Origin of the sequence: Corynebacterium pseudodiphtheriticum DSM 44287 (assembly GCF_000688415.1) — a bacterium.
Classification (GTDB): domain Bacteria; phylum Actinomycetota; class Actinomycetes; order Mycobacteriales; family Mycobacteriaceae; genus Corynebacterium; species Corynebacterium pseudodiphtheriticum.
Genome location: NZ_JIAH01000006.1, coordinates 299,554 through 315,994, shown reverse-complemented (window position 1 = coordinate 315,994; position 16,441 = coordinate 299,554). Strand labels below are relative to the sequence as shown.

Below are 16,441 nucleotides of genomic sequence, written 5' to 3'. Positions count from 1 at the left end.
TGCGTCGTGAAAACCACAAGCTACGAGATACCAACGAATTGTTGAACGCTGCTTCAGCTTTTTCCTCATGACCAGGCCCAATACGTGAAGAAATGATCCGGCTCATCGATGAATATCGGGATCGTTTCACTGCCCGAGTTCATCTGTACGACGTTGAAGAATAACCGGGCTGGTGGCTTCACTACCTCACGTGGTTATCGCCAATCCAAGGCCCGAGGACTTAAGTGCTCGCCGCCTTCGTGACGACGTGCTGGTTGAACGTATTAGTGCTGTTCATCAAGCTAATTACGGTGTCTATGGTGTGCGGAAAATGTGGCATGCTCTACGCCGTGAAGGAATCGATATCGGCCGTGAACACACCGCCAGATTGATGCGTTTGGCTGGTGTTTCAGGCAAAGGCAAAGGCCGGTCACCTATTACAACCCGAAAAGCTAACGTGCCTGATCTGCGCCCGGATTTAGTGCAACGCGAATTCAGTGCCGCAGCACCGAACAAGTTGTGGGTGGCTGACATTACGTATGTGCGCAAGAAGAAAGGTTTTGTGTACACCGCGTTTGTCACCGATGTTTACTCCAGGCGGATCGTTGGGTGGGCGTTATCAGATTCCATGCGCACTTCAGGTGTTGCCGCTGCAAGCTCTCAACCAGGTGATAGTGTGTGCTGAGGAAACAACAGGTCTTATTCACCATTCGGATCACGGGTGGCAGTATGTCAGCGTGGTCTACAACGAGCGACTTCCCCAGCACGGGATCATTGCTTCCACCGGAAGTGTTGGTGACTGATACAGCAATGCTTTGGTTGAAAACGTGAACGGTTCTTACAAGAACGAACTCGTCCATACTCGCAGGTGGGGTGATGTTGTCGAGGTAGAGATCGCGACATTCGGGTGGGTGTCATGGTGGAACGAGACAAGGCTCCACCAAAGCCTGGGATACCAAACCCCGGCCGAAGTGGAAACCGAATTTTGGAAGCAGAACCCGCAACAGAAACTAATAGAAATCAAGGCAAATGCCTAGGAACAAAACTCGGAGTTTTTCAGGTCGCAGCATGGCAATCGGACGGCTCCCCTATGTCGGCGAACATCACGTTCTAGCTGTGATCAGCTACAACAGCTCCGACCGGACACAGCGGCGATGGACCCCGGTAATCTCCGGTTTCCACTTCAACACCAGGAGGTCACATGTCCTTTCTCCGTCCGCTTCCCATCCCGACCGGTAGCTGGGTTCAGGTTGCCGACACGCCTATGATCATCCATCGCTACGTCGGCGACAAGGTATTCATATTCATCCCGTCACACACGCAGGACGTCCGCTGTGTAGACCGCGACAGGGAATTTCGGCTTCGACCCAAGCTTTAGGCCGGCCTGGACCGTGGAGCTGGAGCCTAGCAAGCGCGTCACATCAGGCTTCTCCCCGGCTCAGACTCTCGACACGATCCCACGCGGCGAGCGCAACGGGCTGACCGGGATCTGGGTTCAGAGACTCGACCGCAGGCTCATGATCCTCACCGGCTTTGGTGAGCACCGCCACGGTTACGCCAAGTGCATCGACCCTTCCAAGCAAGTCACGGTCGTTCCGCTGACAAAGCTCTTCCCCTGCTTTGACTGTGAGCGTGCGTGGACTGAGGACGGCATGCATCTGCGGTTCGTCTCTGGGCCGGCAGCACGGTAGATACAACAAGGCACCCACTCCGATTGTTTGGGGTGAGTGCTTTTGCATGTTCTGGTATTAAGCAGTGATATTGCCTCGCGCTTCGAGTGCCTCCCGTTCATCCTTCGGCAAGGCCCACGCGCTCCACTCTCGAAGGTAATACTCACGCAGCCAAGCTTCCTGGAGTTCTTTGGGCCTATTCAGCTTTTTCACTCGTCGCTTCTTTGCCAAAGCCTTCATCTCATTGATGTACTTTCGAACCGTTCCCACCGAACGCGGATAGTCCTTGGCGATTTTGGTAGCAGGATCACCAGCCAAAGAGCGGAGATACATCTCATGTTTCATGATCTCCAGTTCCCGCTCTTTCAGCCTGAAATAAATGCGCCGTCTGTAGTTCATCAGATACTGGTCAAGTAACCAGTCAGCTTGCAAAGTTTTCGGTTCATTCAACGGATATTCCGGCACTAGGTCTTTATGCTTTAGAAACAACTGCGCAACTGCATCATTTACATGAAAATCCGCTTGGCGAATGATCTCTGTTTCCTCTTCCGATAAGCAGTCCCACATTCGATCGAGGTACTCAAACGCTTGGCTCACATTGTGTCCAAAGAACAGAGTTCTAAAAGTCGGGAGATACATTGCGTAGTGAAGACCGAGATTAGGGGTATCCCGCAGTTCGATGAGTCCCTCATCAAGCTCAAAGTCAATTTCATCAAATATCTGTTTATACTCGGCTCTGTTATCTTCACACTTAATTGGCACAAAACATCTGTTGCCACTATGTCGCAAAAACGCAACGCTCCAGGCTATCTTCTCGTTAAATCGCGAAGGAACCCAGCCGATCTTGACACCATCTGCCCACACACCGAGTGCGTTAACATCAAACTCGTTATCCGGCTCTGGAATCAGCTCCGCTTCAGTGATCCGTGAGCGGTTTCGCAACCGGTCAAGTGACACGTATTCTGTCCCCACCACTCCTGAGATGTAGCTGTACATATGGTCTAAATCCGGTTTATCTTCACTTGCTTTCACCATCTGTGGTGTGACGAGCCAGTCGCGTTGCATGAGAGGGATAAATTCATTGTTCATAGCAGTAAGAATGCCACATCTCTGATGCATTCTGTGCCGTTTTGACAGTTAGGCAGGACTTAGCCGGTCGTTGAAATGAGCAAGCGGACCAACAGCGAAAACACCCGCTCCGATGGCTCAGGGTGGGTGTCTTGTAGAATTGTGGCTCCTACTCGGAGCTTACAAACCGCTTCAACCCCGAACCTTCAAGTGACTTCTCGAAGTACTTCCAAGCTCGTCCAAGAAATTCTGAGCTGGCGTCCGGCGCAACAACCGCCATTTTCTTCGCGTCAAACCCTACAGGGGTCACGCCCCGGCCTACTCTGCCCCGCATCACCGTGAAAGAGGGTTTAGAAGTCACTCAGGAGCTCCCATCTAATCCTGAACTTCCGGTGCCTAAACGCACCGCTGATTCGACACGCACGCCACTCTCCTACCGTAGCTACATACGTTCATACCGCTTCCGCGCGTGTGACACCTCGGCCGTGAAACTCACCGTCCGGGAACGCGTCAGGCCACGTACTCTCATCCTCACCGAGTATGTCAATAATCTTTTCAATCAGCCCTGAATGAGCTTTCACATCGAGCGCCGGTGGGTTCGGCATTGCCAAGTTGTGCCGTGGATCAAACGTGTCGAGATACTTTTCGGCCCACGTAATCCACGGACTTTCAGGCTCGTTTCGCTTTATGAAATCGACGTAATCACGTACTGCTTCAAACTTGTTCAACTCTTGCGAACGCATGTACAACACGTCGAAATAGAAATCTTTCGCAACAGTTTTCGCTGCGATGCGCTGAGCAAATTCAGACTGCCGCTCCCTAAATTCTTTTCGCCGTCGAGAAAGCTCAGCATTAACCCCGTACCAAAAGTCTCTTACTCGCAACGACATGAAGTAGCGCTCGATTCCGTTTTCGATTCCGTTCGGATTGTGTTTTGTATCGTGCGCGCTCAGTCCGTAACCGACCTCGATTGTCAGCTGTCCATTGGGAATGTGATTGTAGAAACGGCGCATCGGCTCACCCTTATGCCACCGATTATGCTTCTCGATTTCTTCTTTGGTCGGCTCGCGCTCAGACTTGTCGTAGCCCTCTTTAATCAAAACCTTCGACAAGCTGCCAATACCCGCCGAAACTCCACGCACAATCGTTTTCTTCGACCAGTCGTTGTACCACTGATCGACTTCCACAGTGCCACCGTACAACTCAAACAACGTGAAGACGACATGCAACACCCGCTTCGCACGCGCGTACACGTCAGGACTGAGCTTTTCTTTACGCCATTCAAAAGTCGTTTTCACGGCGGGATGGTACTTCGCAACCCTCTTCTCACCGCGAATCAATTCCCGCCAATCAGGAAGTCGCAACGGCTCAAGTTGAAGCTTTCCCACTTTGAAACTGCCCTGTGTTCGCCAATAGCCTGGCTGCGTTGCGACATAGTCATAGATGATGTTTGACTCCGGGTCGCCAAAGTTCTTGACCAATGTTTTCCCGACCGGAATCCAAATTCGTTTCAACTCAGATTCACTCGTCGCACACCAGAAAGCGTCAAGATCCGACTGCTCAATTGCACTCAACACTTTCTGTACGTAAGGCTCAAGATCAATCTTCGGCTCAGGTGGCACGGGTGGTTTCACAGGAACGTGAGGCCGTGGGACAGGCACAGATGAAGCTGCGCCCTTTCCTCGCTTCTTCTTCACGAACAGAGCCTCCGTTCCGTCGTAAACGCGTTCACCGCGCTTCGTTGCAACCGCTTTCCATGCTGCACCACGACCAGAAATCTTGACCAGACCATGTCCCTCCAGCATGCGTGCTGTGGTCTTGAATGTCTCGTAAGGCGGGTTGTCGGCACACCCGTCCACGATCCATTCGAGAACTTTCTTTTGCCGGTCGGTGAGTTCTTTCGCAGCCATGCACCTATTATCATGCAAATGAAACGGGGCGAAACGGGTTTTCTCCTGTCCCCCTTGTCGCCGTCGCCGAGTCGCTAAGAACTACATCAGTTCCATCCACTCATCAACTAGTGCAAGCCCTTCAAACTTCCAGTTCTCCAGGAACTCACGGCCAATCTCACGAGCGTCTTGAACAATGTAGTACAGCGGGTTTTCGACGAGATACTCGCGCCGTTTCAGGTCATACGCATCGTGAGCGATACTCAAGTGATATGGGAATAAGGAGAGCTTTCTAGGGTAAACATTGACCGATTTCAGGACCGCAATCTGGTTGAGATAGTCTCGCTCATTCGCCACAGCGTGATTGCAAATATTGGTGATGTACTTGCGTACAGCGTCACGTTCAGCCTCACCAACGACAAGAACAGCCTCGTCAATCGCCTTGGTGATAAACCCCACTTCCGACAGTTCAGGGAAGGTGCTCGACGACGAATACGCATCGTGCAGCTTTTGCTCAACCTGTCGATACGCGTCGCCTTGACCTAAGACGAGGTCAAGTACCATATCATCCACACCTGGGAGCCACGGCTAATAGACACGACCGACCAAGACATCGTAGAGACCCTCACGGCTTGTGTGCAGCTCCGAAATAGGGATACGAATAGGTGACTTAGAACCGACGAACCAATGGTCTTCATCGACTACTCCGCCGAGGCTTTCAAAGTGATGATGGGCCACGGGAACGACCTTTCTTCGGTTGTAGGGATAGGCACATTATCCTCGGCCTTTCCTAGTTTTCGCGTGGTTTCAACAACACACGTCAGATCTCACAAATCGGGCACCCGGTCGAAAAAGAAAAAGTTTTTAACTGATCCACAGGTGTTTTCCCACTCGAACAAAAAGTCGTAGATCCCTTTCAATGCCCTCGCGAAAACCGGGAACGATCCTTCTTATGACCAAACTTCGCGATTTCGGTGGGCCTTATGCGACAACCCTCACCCATACCCCTGGGCCAGATTTCGCGATCGATCCCAACTTCAATCTGGGCAATAGTCAAAGCACTTGGCCAAGCGCGGCCGGCAACAAAGTCGCTGATCGTGGAGTGGCCAAGACCGGTGACCTCCGCCAAATCCTTAAGCGACTTCAACTCGATGTTGTCGCGAACGTGACGGCGAATGTTGCGAGCGGCAAGCTGCAGACGGGCGTGCGCCAAACTCCCAATCTGAGCGTCGGGCCACTCGGGGTAGAGCCCTTTGGGGATGGGCTGTCGGGCGGGCATGTCACAAGCGTATCGAACACACGATCCGGCACAGCTTTCACTCGCCTGGATGTCGTCGATCTTTGACGGTACAGTCCGGAATCGATGGTGCTTTTACGCACCATCGATCAGAAGGACTCTAACCATGTCGTAGCGCGATTCACCAGCCTCACAACAGATTGTGGGGTCGCTTAAGTGACGTTCCAGCATCCATACCTCAAGTACGCGCAGGGAAGTGAACCTCAGCCCATGAGCAACCAGGCTTTCACTGCCGAAGGTGATGCAGCCGAGGTCGGCATCATCAGCCTCGACGTGGTCGGCATGAACTCCCTCAAGCGTGCCATTGACGTTATTGACGATTCGGGCGTGGAGTTGCTCATTGATATCTGGCGTGCCGAGGATGGATACGACCCGAGCAAGGGTGGCCGTCCGGCTACGATTCAGCCGCGCACCGTTCTCGCGCTTATGGCCCTGCTAACCATCGAAGCCAAGCCGCTGCACATCCAGCAGGCGGTCAACATCATCACCGATCGTGCGAACAACCAGGTCCTGCGCGCGCTCGGTCTGCCGCAGCGTCACGAGATCGAATACACCACCTACAAGGGCCGTCAGGCGTGGTACGAGAAGGTCTACCGTACATGGGACAAGGTTAAGGATGTCGTGGATCCGAACCCGACCCTGACCTACCGCAAGCGCCTTACGACAGACGAGTTCGACTACCTCGTCTCTCTGGCAAACCCGGAAGAAACCCGCAAGCGCTACCTGCGGCTGACCGTGTTCACTAACGCGCTCATCGCTGCGTCAGTGCGCCTTTTGCCCGAAGAGTACCGAGACGCATGGACAGGCGACGTAGCTGTAGACGGCACCCCGGTGCTCGCTGCTAATTAGGGCAACCTGCGCGACCGCAAGCCGAAGCGCTCGTCGGATCCTGACGCAGGTTGGTGCATCCGCGAAGGTGATCACAACGGCGGCAAGGCCAAATCTAGCGCGCGAAAGATGTACTGGGCATACGAGGCCACGATCGTCACACAGACGTTCCCTGCCCGCCAGGACAACCTGCCACAGCTCATTGTCGGCCTGGCAATGGACAAGCCGGGCCACGCGCCGGCAGATCGTGCCATGGATGCCCTGAAACATCTCATTGCCGACGAAACCGTGCCGAAGGGTGCCTTTATCGGCGACCGTATTTACTACCCGATGAGCAAGCCTGAGAGGCTACAGATCCCACTGCGCAAGGCGGGCTACAAGTTCATGGGCGACCTCGTCAAGGGCCATATGGGCCTACAGGCTACCTACCACGATGCTCAGCTCATTGACGGCTCCTGGTACTTCCCTGGCATGCCCGCCCGCTGGCGCGACGCTAGTGCCCTGTTTGCCGGCGGCGAGATGGATCGTGACGAGCTTTACGACATTATCGACCGTCGCCAAGCATTCGCTCTTCAAATCAAGAAGACGCACGAGGATGGCTCTATCGACTTCTACTCTCCGGCACGTAGCAAGCGTGCCAAGCTCAAGGTTGACGGTATCGGTGTTGACAAGTCTCTACAAGGTGCCACCCTGCGTAAGGTGTTCGCTCGTGACTTAACAAAGGAAGACCGAAACAGTGTCGTCTTCAAGCAGACGCAGATTCGTATCCCTGTGAATGCGGCGGCAAAACACGTTCAGACGGGACCCGCTTGGGGAACGCAGGAATGAGCTGACACTTATCGGCGTGGACGAAACACAATTGAGAGCCGTAACGCCCTTCTCAAGAATGGTCGTATGGGATTGGGTGACAAGACCCGGCGTCTCGTTCGTGGGTTTGCTAACGCGACCCTCGTAACTGCTCTCGGCATCGTGGGTGTCAACATTCATCTGATTCAGAAGTTCCTTCACCGAATCGTATTCGACTTGAATACGAATCCCAGTGACCCAGTTCCAACACAGCCGTGTAAGCGAGTCTCTGATTGGAACACGATTGGCAACGTCGCATCCCAGGCTCCCCCGGCTGCAGCCTAGAGACTAACAAAGACCACCGCCCGTATGGGCCGTGGGCTACTGCCCAATTAAACAAAATTTCGCCGTATCTCTGTTGCTTTTAAGCGCCAGGGGACGAACAAAACAAATCAAATCCCGATTCTCAGTAACGAGAATCGGGATTTCGTTTGGCGATTGTCAGTTTCGTGACCCCTGCAGGTCAGGACCGTGAAACCGCCTGATTGTACCCCGTACGGGATTCGAACCCGTGTTACCGGCGTGAGAGGCCGGCGTCCTAGGCCTCTAGACGAACGGGGCTAGAACAAGTGAAACTACACAGCAGTCTCACTGCTGGCCTACCAGGACTCGAACCTAGAACGACGGTACCAGAAACCGCTGTGTTGCCAATTACACCATAGGCCATTGCCGCAAAAACTTACGGAAGATATCAATTAACGCTGCTCGCGTTGTATCGATTGTATTTTATTGTCTTCCGCGTCGCTCTGTGCAACGGTTATATACTATAACCACCCATCTAATATTCCACCAAATCAGCAGTATATAGGCACTTTTACAACATCTTAGGGTGTGTATACCGGTAGATTCATCAAACAATCTACCGGCTACCGGAAAATCCACCAGGCTCATCCCCCAGGCTTATTCCACCAGGCTTATCCCCCCAGTCTTATTCGGCCTTCTGCTCCCACGGGGTTTGCGCACGAGCAGCACGCAGCCGGGTCAACGTAGATTCCTTGCCCAAAAGTTCCATGGATTCAAAGAGCGGAGGCGATACCGCTGCCCCAGAAACGGCCACGCGCAGCGCCCCATAAGCCTTCCGCGGTTTCAGCCCAAGATCCTCAATCAAAGCCTTAGACAATACCGCTTCCAGCTTCTCCGTCTTCCACTCCTCATCGGCCACTCCCGTAAGAGCAGCAATTGCCTCATCCAAAGGCTGGACGGCGTCTTCCTTCAGGTTCTTGCGGGCGGATTTCTCATCCAGTTCCAGATCAGCATCGGCGGTAACCAAAAACTTCAACAGGCCGTAAGCGTCGGAAAGTACTTTGATGCGAGTCTGCACCAGATCAGCGGCGACTGCGAATTTCTCCTCTGGGTAATCCGCGGGGAAATCCGTGTATTCGCTCAGGAACTCCCGTAGACGCCGGGTGAACTCGGCGGTGTCCAACAAGCGGATCTGATCCGCGTTGATTGCTTCGAGCTTTTTCTGATCAAAACGCGCCGGATTACCCAGCACATCCTTCACATCGAAAGCCGCGATCAGCTCGTCAACACTGAAGATGTCTTGATCGCTGGATAGCGACCAGCCAAGCAGAGCCAGGTAATTGAGCATGCCTTCCGGGATGATGCCGTTGCTACGGTGGTTAAACAAATCCGATTGTGGATCCCGCTTCGACAACTTCTTGTTTCCCTCGCCCATCACGAATGGCAGGTGGCCAAATTCCGGAGTGGCTTCGGCGACGCCAATGCGTTGCAGCGCGCCATACAGCGCCAACTGACGCGGGGTGGATGAGAGGAGGTCTTCGCCACGCAGTACGTGAGTAATTCCCATCAGCGCATCGTCGACAGGATTCACCAAGGTGTACAACGGCTCACCGTTGGAACGGGCCACAACAAAATCCGGCTGCGTCGCAGCTTTGAATTCCACCTCACCGCGCACCAGGTCGGTCCAGGCCCAATCCTGGTCCGGCATACGCAAGCGCCACACCGGTTTACGACCCTCGGCCTCAAACTCGGCGATCTGGCCCTCACTCAAGTCGCGATCATAGTTGTCGTATCCCAGCTTCGGGTCACGGCCTGCTGCGCGATGGCGCTCTTCTACCTCGTCCGCAGTCGAATAAGCCGGATAGACCTCGCCGGCATCAATCAGCTTGTTCAACACCTTGGCATAGATGTCTTTGCGCTGCGATTGCCGGTACGGCTCGTGCGGACCACCAACATTAACGCCTTCATCCCAGGCCAGCCCCAGCCAGTCCAGGCCGTCGATAATCGCCTGGTAGGACTCTTCCGAATCACGCTTAGCATCGGTATCTTCAATGCGGAAAATCAGTTTGCCACCGGCATGCCGGGCGTAGGCCCAGTTAAACAGGGCTGTGCGCACCAGCCCGACATGCGGGGTTCCGGTGGGCGAAGGGCAAAATCGTACACGTACATCACTCATAGCAGCCATGGTAGCCCAGTTATCGCACCACTTCGTAGGGGCGGTATTATCGACAGTTATGCAATCGTCCCGTCCTGCCACCGCACCGGATTTTTTGCTCTCTCGAGCACACGGATCTGTGCGCACCCAAGGCTGCGTGGACACCTACACCGACATCGATCAAGCCATCCAAGCGCTTGCCGACGGCCAGCACGAAATGATCGTCGGTGCACTTCCGTTTAACCCGAATGACCGTGCCGCCCTCACGGTGCCTGAATCCATCATTCGGGAAGACGGCCCACTGGAACCGCCAGCGTTTTATCGACAGGACGAGCTACGAGCACGAATAAGCTCGGTGGATCCGGAACCACAAGAGCATTTACGGCGGGTGGAAGCCGCCATCGACACCATTGTCTCGTCCCGTTTGGAAAAGGTGGTGCTAGCCCGGGCGGTAGACTTCGAATTTCTTGCCGACGTCGACCCACGGCTGGTTGCTGCCCGTTTGATTGATAACTCCGCGCATCGCGACGGCTTCATCGCCGACCTGTCACCTGCGGGACGCGAAGGCCACATGCTGGTTGGTTCTTCGCCGGAGGTGCTGGTAAAACGCCAGGGCTCTACCGTCAGCGCCATCCCCATGGCTGGTTCTGCTGCACGGTCTGCCGATCCCGTAGAGGATGAAAACGCACGTTTTCACCTGCAAAATTCTACGAAAGATCTGCACGAGCACGGTTTCGTGGTCGAGCATTTGCGTGCTGCGTTGTCTCCACTGTGCGAGCAGCTGAGCATTCCGGCGAAGCCACAGTTAATCAAAACAAACGAGATGTGGCACTTGGCAACCCCAATCAGTGGGCAATTAAAACAACCGCAATTGAGTGCACTGGACTTGGCAGCGCGCATCCACCCCACCCCCGCTATTTGTGGCACACCGACGGCCGCGGCCGATCACTTAATCCACACCGCGGAATCCGCCCGCGGGTTTTACGCTGGCGCAGTTGGCTGGTGCGATAGCACCGGCGACGGGGAATATTTGGTGGCCATCCGCTGCGCCGAGATTTGGGGTCGACAGGGCCGCACCTGGGCGGGTGGCGGCATTGTCGCAGATTCTGATCCAGAACAAGAATTGGCAGAAACCACAGCGAAGCTGCAGACAATCCTGCGCTCGCTGGGGTTATAAGGCCGCCGGACTTATCCGTGGGAGTGGCCCGGCTTTTAACTCTTAATGGCTCTTAAACAGCTTCTATGGGCTAAGCGCGTTCTACTGGATTGCCCAGCTTGCCCAGACCAGGGATTTCAATTTCGATGAAGTCGCCTGGCACCATTTCTTCCGTACCAGCCGGTGAACCGGTACACACCACATCACCCGGTAGCAGGGTCATCGACGCAGTGATCTTTTCCAAGATTTGGCCGACAGTATTAATCATCTGTCCGGTGGAAGAATCTTGCTTAATATTCGTTTCGCCCTCGTGGGTGAGGTAGGCCTTGATCGGGTGATCCGATAGATCGAATTTATCGATATCGGTCTCAATCCACGGCCCCAACGGAGCGAAGGTGTCAATGCCTTTAGCGCGCGCCCACTGGCCATCAGAGAACTGCAAATCTCGCGAAGAAACGTCGTTAATGATGGTGAACCCTAGGGTGACGTCTTTCCACTGCTCGGCCTTCAAATTTTTGCACGGGCGAGAAATAACCAATGCCAATTCGCCTTCGAATTCAACGCGAGTGGCGAAATCTGGAATCTTAATAGGCGCGCCAGGACCAGTAATAGCTGTAGGAGGCTTCAAAAACAGTGTCGGCGGCAAGGATTCTGCTGATTCCTTAAACACCTCTGCGACGTGGTCAGCATAATTTCGCCCAAGTGCCACAATCTTCGACGGCAGCATCGGCGCCAATAGTTTTACATCGTCCAATTTCCATTCCTTGCCAGTGAACTCTGGCTCTGTGAACGGGGTAGAAGAAATTTCGCGGGCTACCAGCTCGTCGTCGCCTTCGATGACGACGAAAGCCATACCCTCTGGGTGAGCAATTCGTCCAAAACGCATGTCATCTACTGTACAAGGCCCGCCCCACAAGGCCTACTCTCTAATATCTTTTAATGTGTGCACGCGGCTAACCGCGGTAATCGCAAGATAGACCTCGGCACACGCCAGTGCGTCACTCAACGCGTTATGGCTGTTGTAATGCGGTAATTGGTAGCGCTCCCGGATTCGTGGCAGGCGTAGGTCCTCACCACGCGGGTAGGTGGCCATACGTTCCATGTGTCGCCGTTCCAAACTAAACGTGTCGACGACCGTAAGGTCCGGGACTGCACCGTCGTACAGCTGCCGACAATGCTTGTGCACAAAGCCCGTTTCGAGTGCAGCAAAATGAGCCAACAGCACGCGCCCATGCAAAGCTTCCAATAACTGCTCCATCGCTTCTTCCGGCTTAACCCCCAATGCAATTTCGTCGTCGGTAAGGCCGTGGATGGTGGCCGACTCCCCCACCTCCCCGCCAGCAACCACCACATAGCCCGCACCCGATAAATCAATACTTCGCCCATTTAATGGCACCCAGCCGATCGACAGCATCGTGTCCCGGGCAGGTTTAATTCCCGTGGTTTCCATATCAACCGCAAGCGCTGGCAAATCCTCCAGCGCGGTATCCGGGGCGGGTGCAGCGATATCGAAGGTTTTTTGCCCCCACAAACCACCGGAGATCGTAGAAATAGCAGAAAGAAAACTCATCAGCACTACCGCCTGTTTAAGAAATGCTACGCACGGGATATTTGTTACCCAATGCAGATTGCATCCGCTTGATCACTTGGAAAGAATCACGCAAATGCTCCCGATCCATCTTTGATAGCCGCTTCGGGTCAACGTGATAATCCGGTTGTTCACCGTGCCGCAACTTACGGGCCTGATGGCGCAAGGTAAGTGTGCGCAAGAAATAAAAAGCATCGGCAAGGTCACGCACGCCTTCCTTAGATACACCAGCCCCGGCAGAGAGTTCCAACCGCGTAGCGGTATCAACAGCATCAACTCCGGAAGCGATTGCATACAACCGAGCCATCTGCACGATGCTATAGGTGCCTCCGGTTTTGATATTCAGCGTTCGCGCATAATCTCCTGAGCGTTCCACCACCAAACCTTTGAAGAAAGTCAACGGTGGTTCCCGGCGCGCCGCCAAGCTTGCCAGGTGCGCGTGCAGTCGTTTGGATTCGCCTCCCATGCGCACCGCTGTGCGATGGACTTCGCCGGCAAGCGCGGTATCACCATAAACCGGGCGGAAATCGAAAAAGGTTTGGGCATGCAGCAAAGCATCGGCATCCGGCGCGGTGATCCAGCTGTGGAACGTATCTTCCCACTCCCGGGCTGTTTGACGCCACAACGGATTAGTCGCCATCATATCGCCAGGGCACCATGCTTGTCCGGCCTCTGCCAAACCTTCACACACCCACCGCGCCAGGTTGGCAAAGTACTCGCCATGTTGGTTCGGATTGTAATCATTGGACAAGACCATCGCGTTGTCTTGATCGGAGGATAGTCCCATTTCTCGTCGTCCCTGCGATCCCAGCACCACAAAGGCATACGGGACCGGTGGCGCGCCGAATTGTTCTTCTGCCAGTTCCAACAGCCGGCGGGCGATACTGTCTGCGGCGATAGTCATCATCTGCGCTGCTTCTGCAAAATCACCACTGCGATCGAGAAAACGCGCAATCACCGCGCAAGCCTCACGATAAGCATCACGCAGTTCCTCGCGGGAAGTCCGTCGAGAAAAGTCTGCGGTTAAGTAGATGGGGTTCACCCGGAGCAAACGTGCAATATCGGCACCAGCGACTACCCCGACGACTTTGCCTTCTTCCAGCACTGGTAAGTGGTGGATTTTCAGCTCGGCCATCAGCAACATTGCTTCAAAAGCCAGTGTCTCTGGAGTGACGGTACGCAGGTCCCGCGTCATCACTTCGCTAACCGGCAAGGAAGTATCCAGTGACTGCGCAACCACGCGGCCGGTCATGTCGCGATCGGTAACAATGCCGCGCAGGGCTCCATCAGCAGTAATCAACAATGAGGAAACTGCTTGTTCCCGCATTTGCTGTGCGGCCGCGGCAATACTGGTTTCAGGCGCGGTTGCCTGTGGGTTCACGATCATGACGTCACGTAGTGGGGTGCGTAAAACACCGGTGGCGGCGTCGTCGGCAAGATCTTGGGCTGCACTCCGAATTTGTCTGGTTTGTAAAGAATAAAACCGTTCGATATCAGGATGTTCGGCTGCCGCACGCTGAAAGGCTTCGCGTGGCAGTTCCAAGATCAGGCTGTCTTCCACTGCAACGGTGGTATAGCGTGACTCGGCAACCCCAGGATCTGCTACCAGAGTCGAATACCCAAAGCTCAACCCGGGTTCACGGCGGTCCAAAAGCCCACCTTCAGAATCCAAGACATCCATGGCCCCGGAACGAATCACGTGCAAGGTGTCGTTACGCTGCCCGGCTAATACGACGGTGGTCCCGCGCCGAATATAGCGCATAGTCATAGAAGCCGAAATAGCCGTCAGAGCATCTGACGGCAAGTGAGAAAACGGTTCGTGTTCAGCCAGAAAGCCGGTGACTTCCTCTACTTCTACGCTCATGCTCCTAGATTACTCGAGACGAACGTAAAAGTAGTCCTTTTCACACATACTTCTTGGCATGAACCAGATTACGAACTACTGGTAAGAAACAAACCACGGACGAGGATTGATCTGGTAGGTCTCTTCCGGCGTGAAGGTCGGGTTGTCTTCATCAATGAAGTTCTTCCACGCCATATACCAGCCGTCGGCAAGATCATTGCGGACCATATCCCAGGTAGCAAACTTCTCCGCTGGCGGGCCGTGTCCATCTGCGTGCAGCACGAAACCAAGCTCTGGGTAATTGGTGTTCACAGCCTCACGATTACGGATCATCTGGTGCTGGAACTGGTGCACCATAAGGCCTTTCTGTGGCAAGTTATTCTCGCGGACTAGCTCTGCCAACCATTCAGAGACCTCATTGATTTCCGCGGCGTCAACGTGTCCAACCTGCTGCAGGGGCACCTCATTAGGGCCTAGCTTCCACTCCGGGTCCAATGCCAGACCTACATAGGGCTGTTTCAACAGTTCCTCGTAGTGCTTGGCCTGTTCCAGCAGGCTTTCGCGGCCGGGTTGCAGGTCCAAGAAAGCATAGCCACCGTCTTCGATAGCAGCGTCGATATACGGTTGCAACTCCGCCGGATCAGTGTAGTTAGTGTACAAGCCATGTGGGCCCGGCTGTGCAGCCGCAATGGTTGCGATGATTTCAAAGGCCGGGATGACTGGTTGCTCATCCAAATGCTGGTACTGATCCACAAGCTCATGCGCGTGGCGAATGGCTTCTTCTGGTGGCATTTCACCCATCACGCCCAAAGCCGGGCCAGCTGGGTGTCCATACAGGGCGATCATTCGACGGCCGGGGAATACGAGTCCGCCCCCACCAGGAAGTTCACCATTTGCTGCCAGTGCAACGGTGCGATCCACGTAATCCTGGTCCCCGAATGCAGCGCCCAAAGTGATGATGTCGCCGTTGAGTGCGGCGTCCATCGATTCTGCGGTTGCGCGGATATCCGGCGCATCCAGCACAGTCACCTCATTGCCCGCAGCCAAAACTGAAGCGACCGAAGCCAAAGCAGTGTGCTCAGTGACGTAAATCGGAGTGGCATTCTTAGCAGAGTTGCCCGGCAGGTTTCCGTTTTCTTCTAAGTGATCCAACAGCCCAGCGATCCGTGGCCCCTCATACGCCCACGGCAACGCCGCAGGTTCCTGAATTGGTTGCGCAGAGTCAACAACGTCGACTGGCGCATCTGCACCGGTAGTAGCAGTCGTACCAGTGCTTTCGCTCGCACCGTTTGCGGTATGCTCTTCGACTTTTGGCGACCAATCCGACCATTCGTGACCAGCCGGGGCTATCGGATTTCCGACCGTGATGATGTTTTCGACATCGTGTGAACTGAAAAAATCGACTAAGTCCATTTCAAACTCAGCCATGACGGCGATCATCGGGGCTGCTTCTTCTACAGCAACAGTCGCGGCCGTCCGCTGGGCGCCCTCATCCTCAGCAGCAACGATAACCGTCGAGAAATCATCATAAAAATCAGCAACGGTGACATCGCCAGTACGATTGCCGTCCGATAAGGCAGTTGCCACTGGTGGTCCAGATTCCTTACTCTCCGTAGATCCGTCGGCAGCCCCTTGCTCATGCGCAGAGCTCAACGGCGAGGTGTCCTCCTCCGCATCAGCACACGCGACCAGTGCGCAAGCCATCACGGCCGCCAGACTCAGGCCGCCAGCTTTCTTGGCCCGGGAAGAAATTGCGCGTGATAACAATGACGAGCGTGACGACGAGTGCGACGCCGCTGAAGACGACGCCTTTGCAGAAGAGGCCACCTCGGGCAGATGTGCTTTCGAAAACGAAGGACGAGGATTCATGCTTACTATC

At 54.5% G+C, this 16,441-nt stretch carries 15 protein-coding genes and 2 tRNA genes; 5 read left to right on the top strand and 12 right to left on the bottom strand.

Translation table 11 applies throughout. The features are described 5' to 3' along the window. The first annotated feature begins 172 nt into the window (after positions 1 to 172). Together O146_RS12400 and O146_RS13215 are read left to right on the top strand one after the other, a co-directional pair. Positions 173 to 664, top strand: coding sequence for an IS3 family transposase (locus O146_RS12400; protein ID WP_155896228.1), 492 nt, complete (start codon positions 173 to 175; stop codon positions 662 to 664). Between the two features lie 130 nt (positions 665 to 794). After that, complete coding sequence (locus O146_RS13215; protein WP_081820568.1) at positions 795 to 1,016, top strand: integrase core domain-containing protein; 222 nt, start codon at positions 795 to 797, stop codon at positions 1,014 to 1,016. A gap of 384 nt (positions 1,017 to 1,400) precedes the next feature. Here the strand turns inward: O146_RS13215 and O146_RS0104505 are convergent, their stop codons facing one another. The 5 genes from O146_RS0104505 to O146_RS12825 form a co-directional block, all read right to left on the bottom strand. Next, complete coding sequence (locus O146_RS0104505) at positions 1,401 to 1,562, bottom strand: hypothetical protein (protein ID WP_155896227.1); 162 nt, start codon at positions 1,560 to 1,562, stop codon at positions 1,401 to 1,403. A 165-nt stretch (positions 1,563 to 1,727) separates the two neighbouring features. Then, a complete protein-coding gene (locus O146_RS0104500) occupies positions 1,728 to 2,738 on the bottom strand; it encodes a hypothetical protein (RefSeq protein ID WP_027017777.1) in 1,011 nt (336 codons plus the stop codon). 431 nt (positions 2,739 to 3,169) lie between these two features. After that, positions 3,170 to 4,627 (bottom strand): hypothetical protein, encoded by a 1,458-nt coding sequence (locus O146_RS0104495; RefSeq protein WP_027017776.1) that lies wholly within the window; start codon positions 4,625 to 4,627, stop codon positions 3,170 to 3,172. Between the two features lie 81 nt (positions 4,628 to 4,708). Further along, positions 4,709 to 5,170: a hypothetical protein gene (locus O146_RS0104490; RefSeq protein ID WP_027017775.1), complete on the bottom strand. Its 462-nt coding sequence runs from the start codon at positions 5,168 to 5,170 to the stop codon at positions 4,709 to 4,711. Positions 5,171 to 5,522: 352 nt separating this feature from the next. Then, positions 5,523 to 5,885, bottom strand: a complete 363-nt coding sequence (locus O146_RS12825) for a helix-turn-helix domain-containing protein (protein ID WP_035000544.1) — start codon at positions 5,883 to 5,885, stop codon at positions 5,523 to 5,525. Positions 5,886 to 6,113: 228 nt separating this feature from the next. Between O146_RS12825 and O146_RS12155 the strand changes: the two genes are divergently transcribed. Together O146_RS12155 and O146_RS12820 are read left to right on the top strand one after the other, a co-directional pair. Next, complete coding sequence (locus O146_RS12155) at positions 6,114 to 6,752, top strand: hypothetical protein (protein WP_244266804.1); 639 nt, start codon at positions 6,114 to 6,116, stop codon at positions 6,750 to 6,752. A gap of 108 nt (positions 6,753 to 6,860) precedes the next feature. Then, positions 6,861 to 7,559 (top strand): hypothetical protein, encoded by a 699-nt coding sequence (locus O146_RS12820; RefSeq protein ID WP_208853939.1) that lies wholly within the window; start codon positions 6,861 to 6,863, stop codon positions 7,557 to 7,559. A gap of 506 nt (positions 7,560 to 8,065) precedes the next feature. On the opposite strand, the gene O146_RS0104465 is transcribed toward O146_RS12820, so the two are convergent. The 3 genes from O146_RS0104465 to gltX all read right to left on the bottom strand — a co-directional run bounded on the left by O146_RS0104465 (position 8,066) and on the right by gltX (position 10,005). Next, positions 8,066 to 8,138 (bottom strand) — tRNA-Glu (locus tag O146_RS0104465). A 33-nt stretch (positions 8,139 to 8,171) separates the two neighbouring features. Then, a tRNA-Gln gene (locus O146_RS0104460) sits at positions 8,172 to 8,243 on the bottom strand. 262 nt (positions 8,244 to 8,505) lie between these two features. Next, positions 8,506 to 10,005, bottom strand: a complete 1,500-nt coding sequence (gene gltX / locus O146_RS0104455; protein ID WP_027017773.1) for a glutamate--tRNA ligase — start codon at positions 10,003 to 10,005, stop codon at positions 8,506 to 8,508. A gap of 49 nt (positions 10,006 to 10,054) precedes the next feature. Here gltX and O146_RS0104450 point away from each other — a divergent pair, with 49 nt between their 5' ends. Beyond that, the gene (locus O146_RS0104450; protein ID WP_027017772.1) at positions 10,055 to 11,152 is read left to right on the top strand and encodes an isochorismate synthase; all 1,098 of its coding nucleotides are present in this window, start codon (positions 10,055 to 10,057) and stop codon (positions 11,150 to 11,152) included. Positions 11,153 to 11,222: 70 nt separating this feature from the next. Here O146_RS0104450 and O146_RS0104445 read toward each other — a convergent pair whose 3' ends face one another. The 4 genes from O146_RS0104445 to O146_RS0104430 form a co-directional block, all read right to left on the bottom strand. After that, positions 11,223 to 12,017: a fumarylacetoacetate hydrolase family protein gene (locus O146_RS0104445; RefSeq protein WP_021352342.1), complete on the bottom strand. Its 795-nt coding sequence runs from the start codon at positions 12,015 to 12,017 to the stop codon at positions 11,223 to 11,225. Positions 12,018 to 12,050: 33 nt separating this feature from the next. Next, positions 12,051 to 12,701, bottom strand: a complete 651-nt coding sequence (locus O146_RS0104440; RefSeq protein ID WP_027017771.1) for an exonuclease domain-containing protein — start codon at positions 12,699 to 12,701, stop codon at positions 12,051 to 12,053. 16 nt (positions 12,702 to 12,717) lie between these two features. Then, positions 12,718 to 14,583, bottom strand: a complete 1,866-nt coding sequence (locus tag O146_RS0104435) for a DUF294 nucleotidyltransferase-like domain-containing protein (RefSeq protein ID WP_027017770.1) — start codon at positions 14,581 to 14,583, stop codon at positions 12,718 to 12,720. A 75-nt stretch (positions 14,584 to 14,658) separates the two neighbouring features. Then, a complete protein-coding gene (locus O146_RS0104430) occupies positions 14,659 to 16,431 on the bottom strand; it encodes a hypothetical protein (protein WP_051619251.1) in 1,773 nt (590 codons plus the stop codon). Between the last annotated feature and the right edge of the window lie 10 nt (positions 16,432 to 16,441).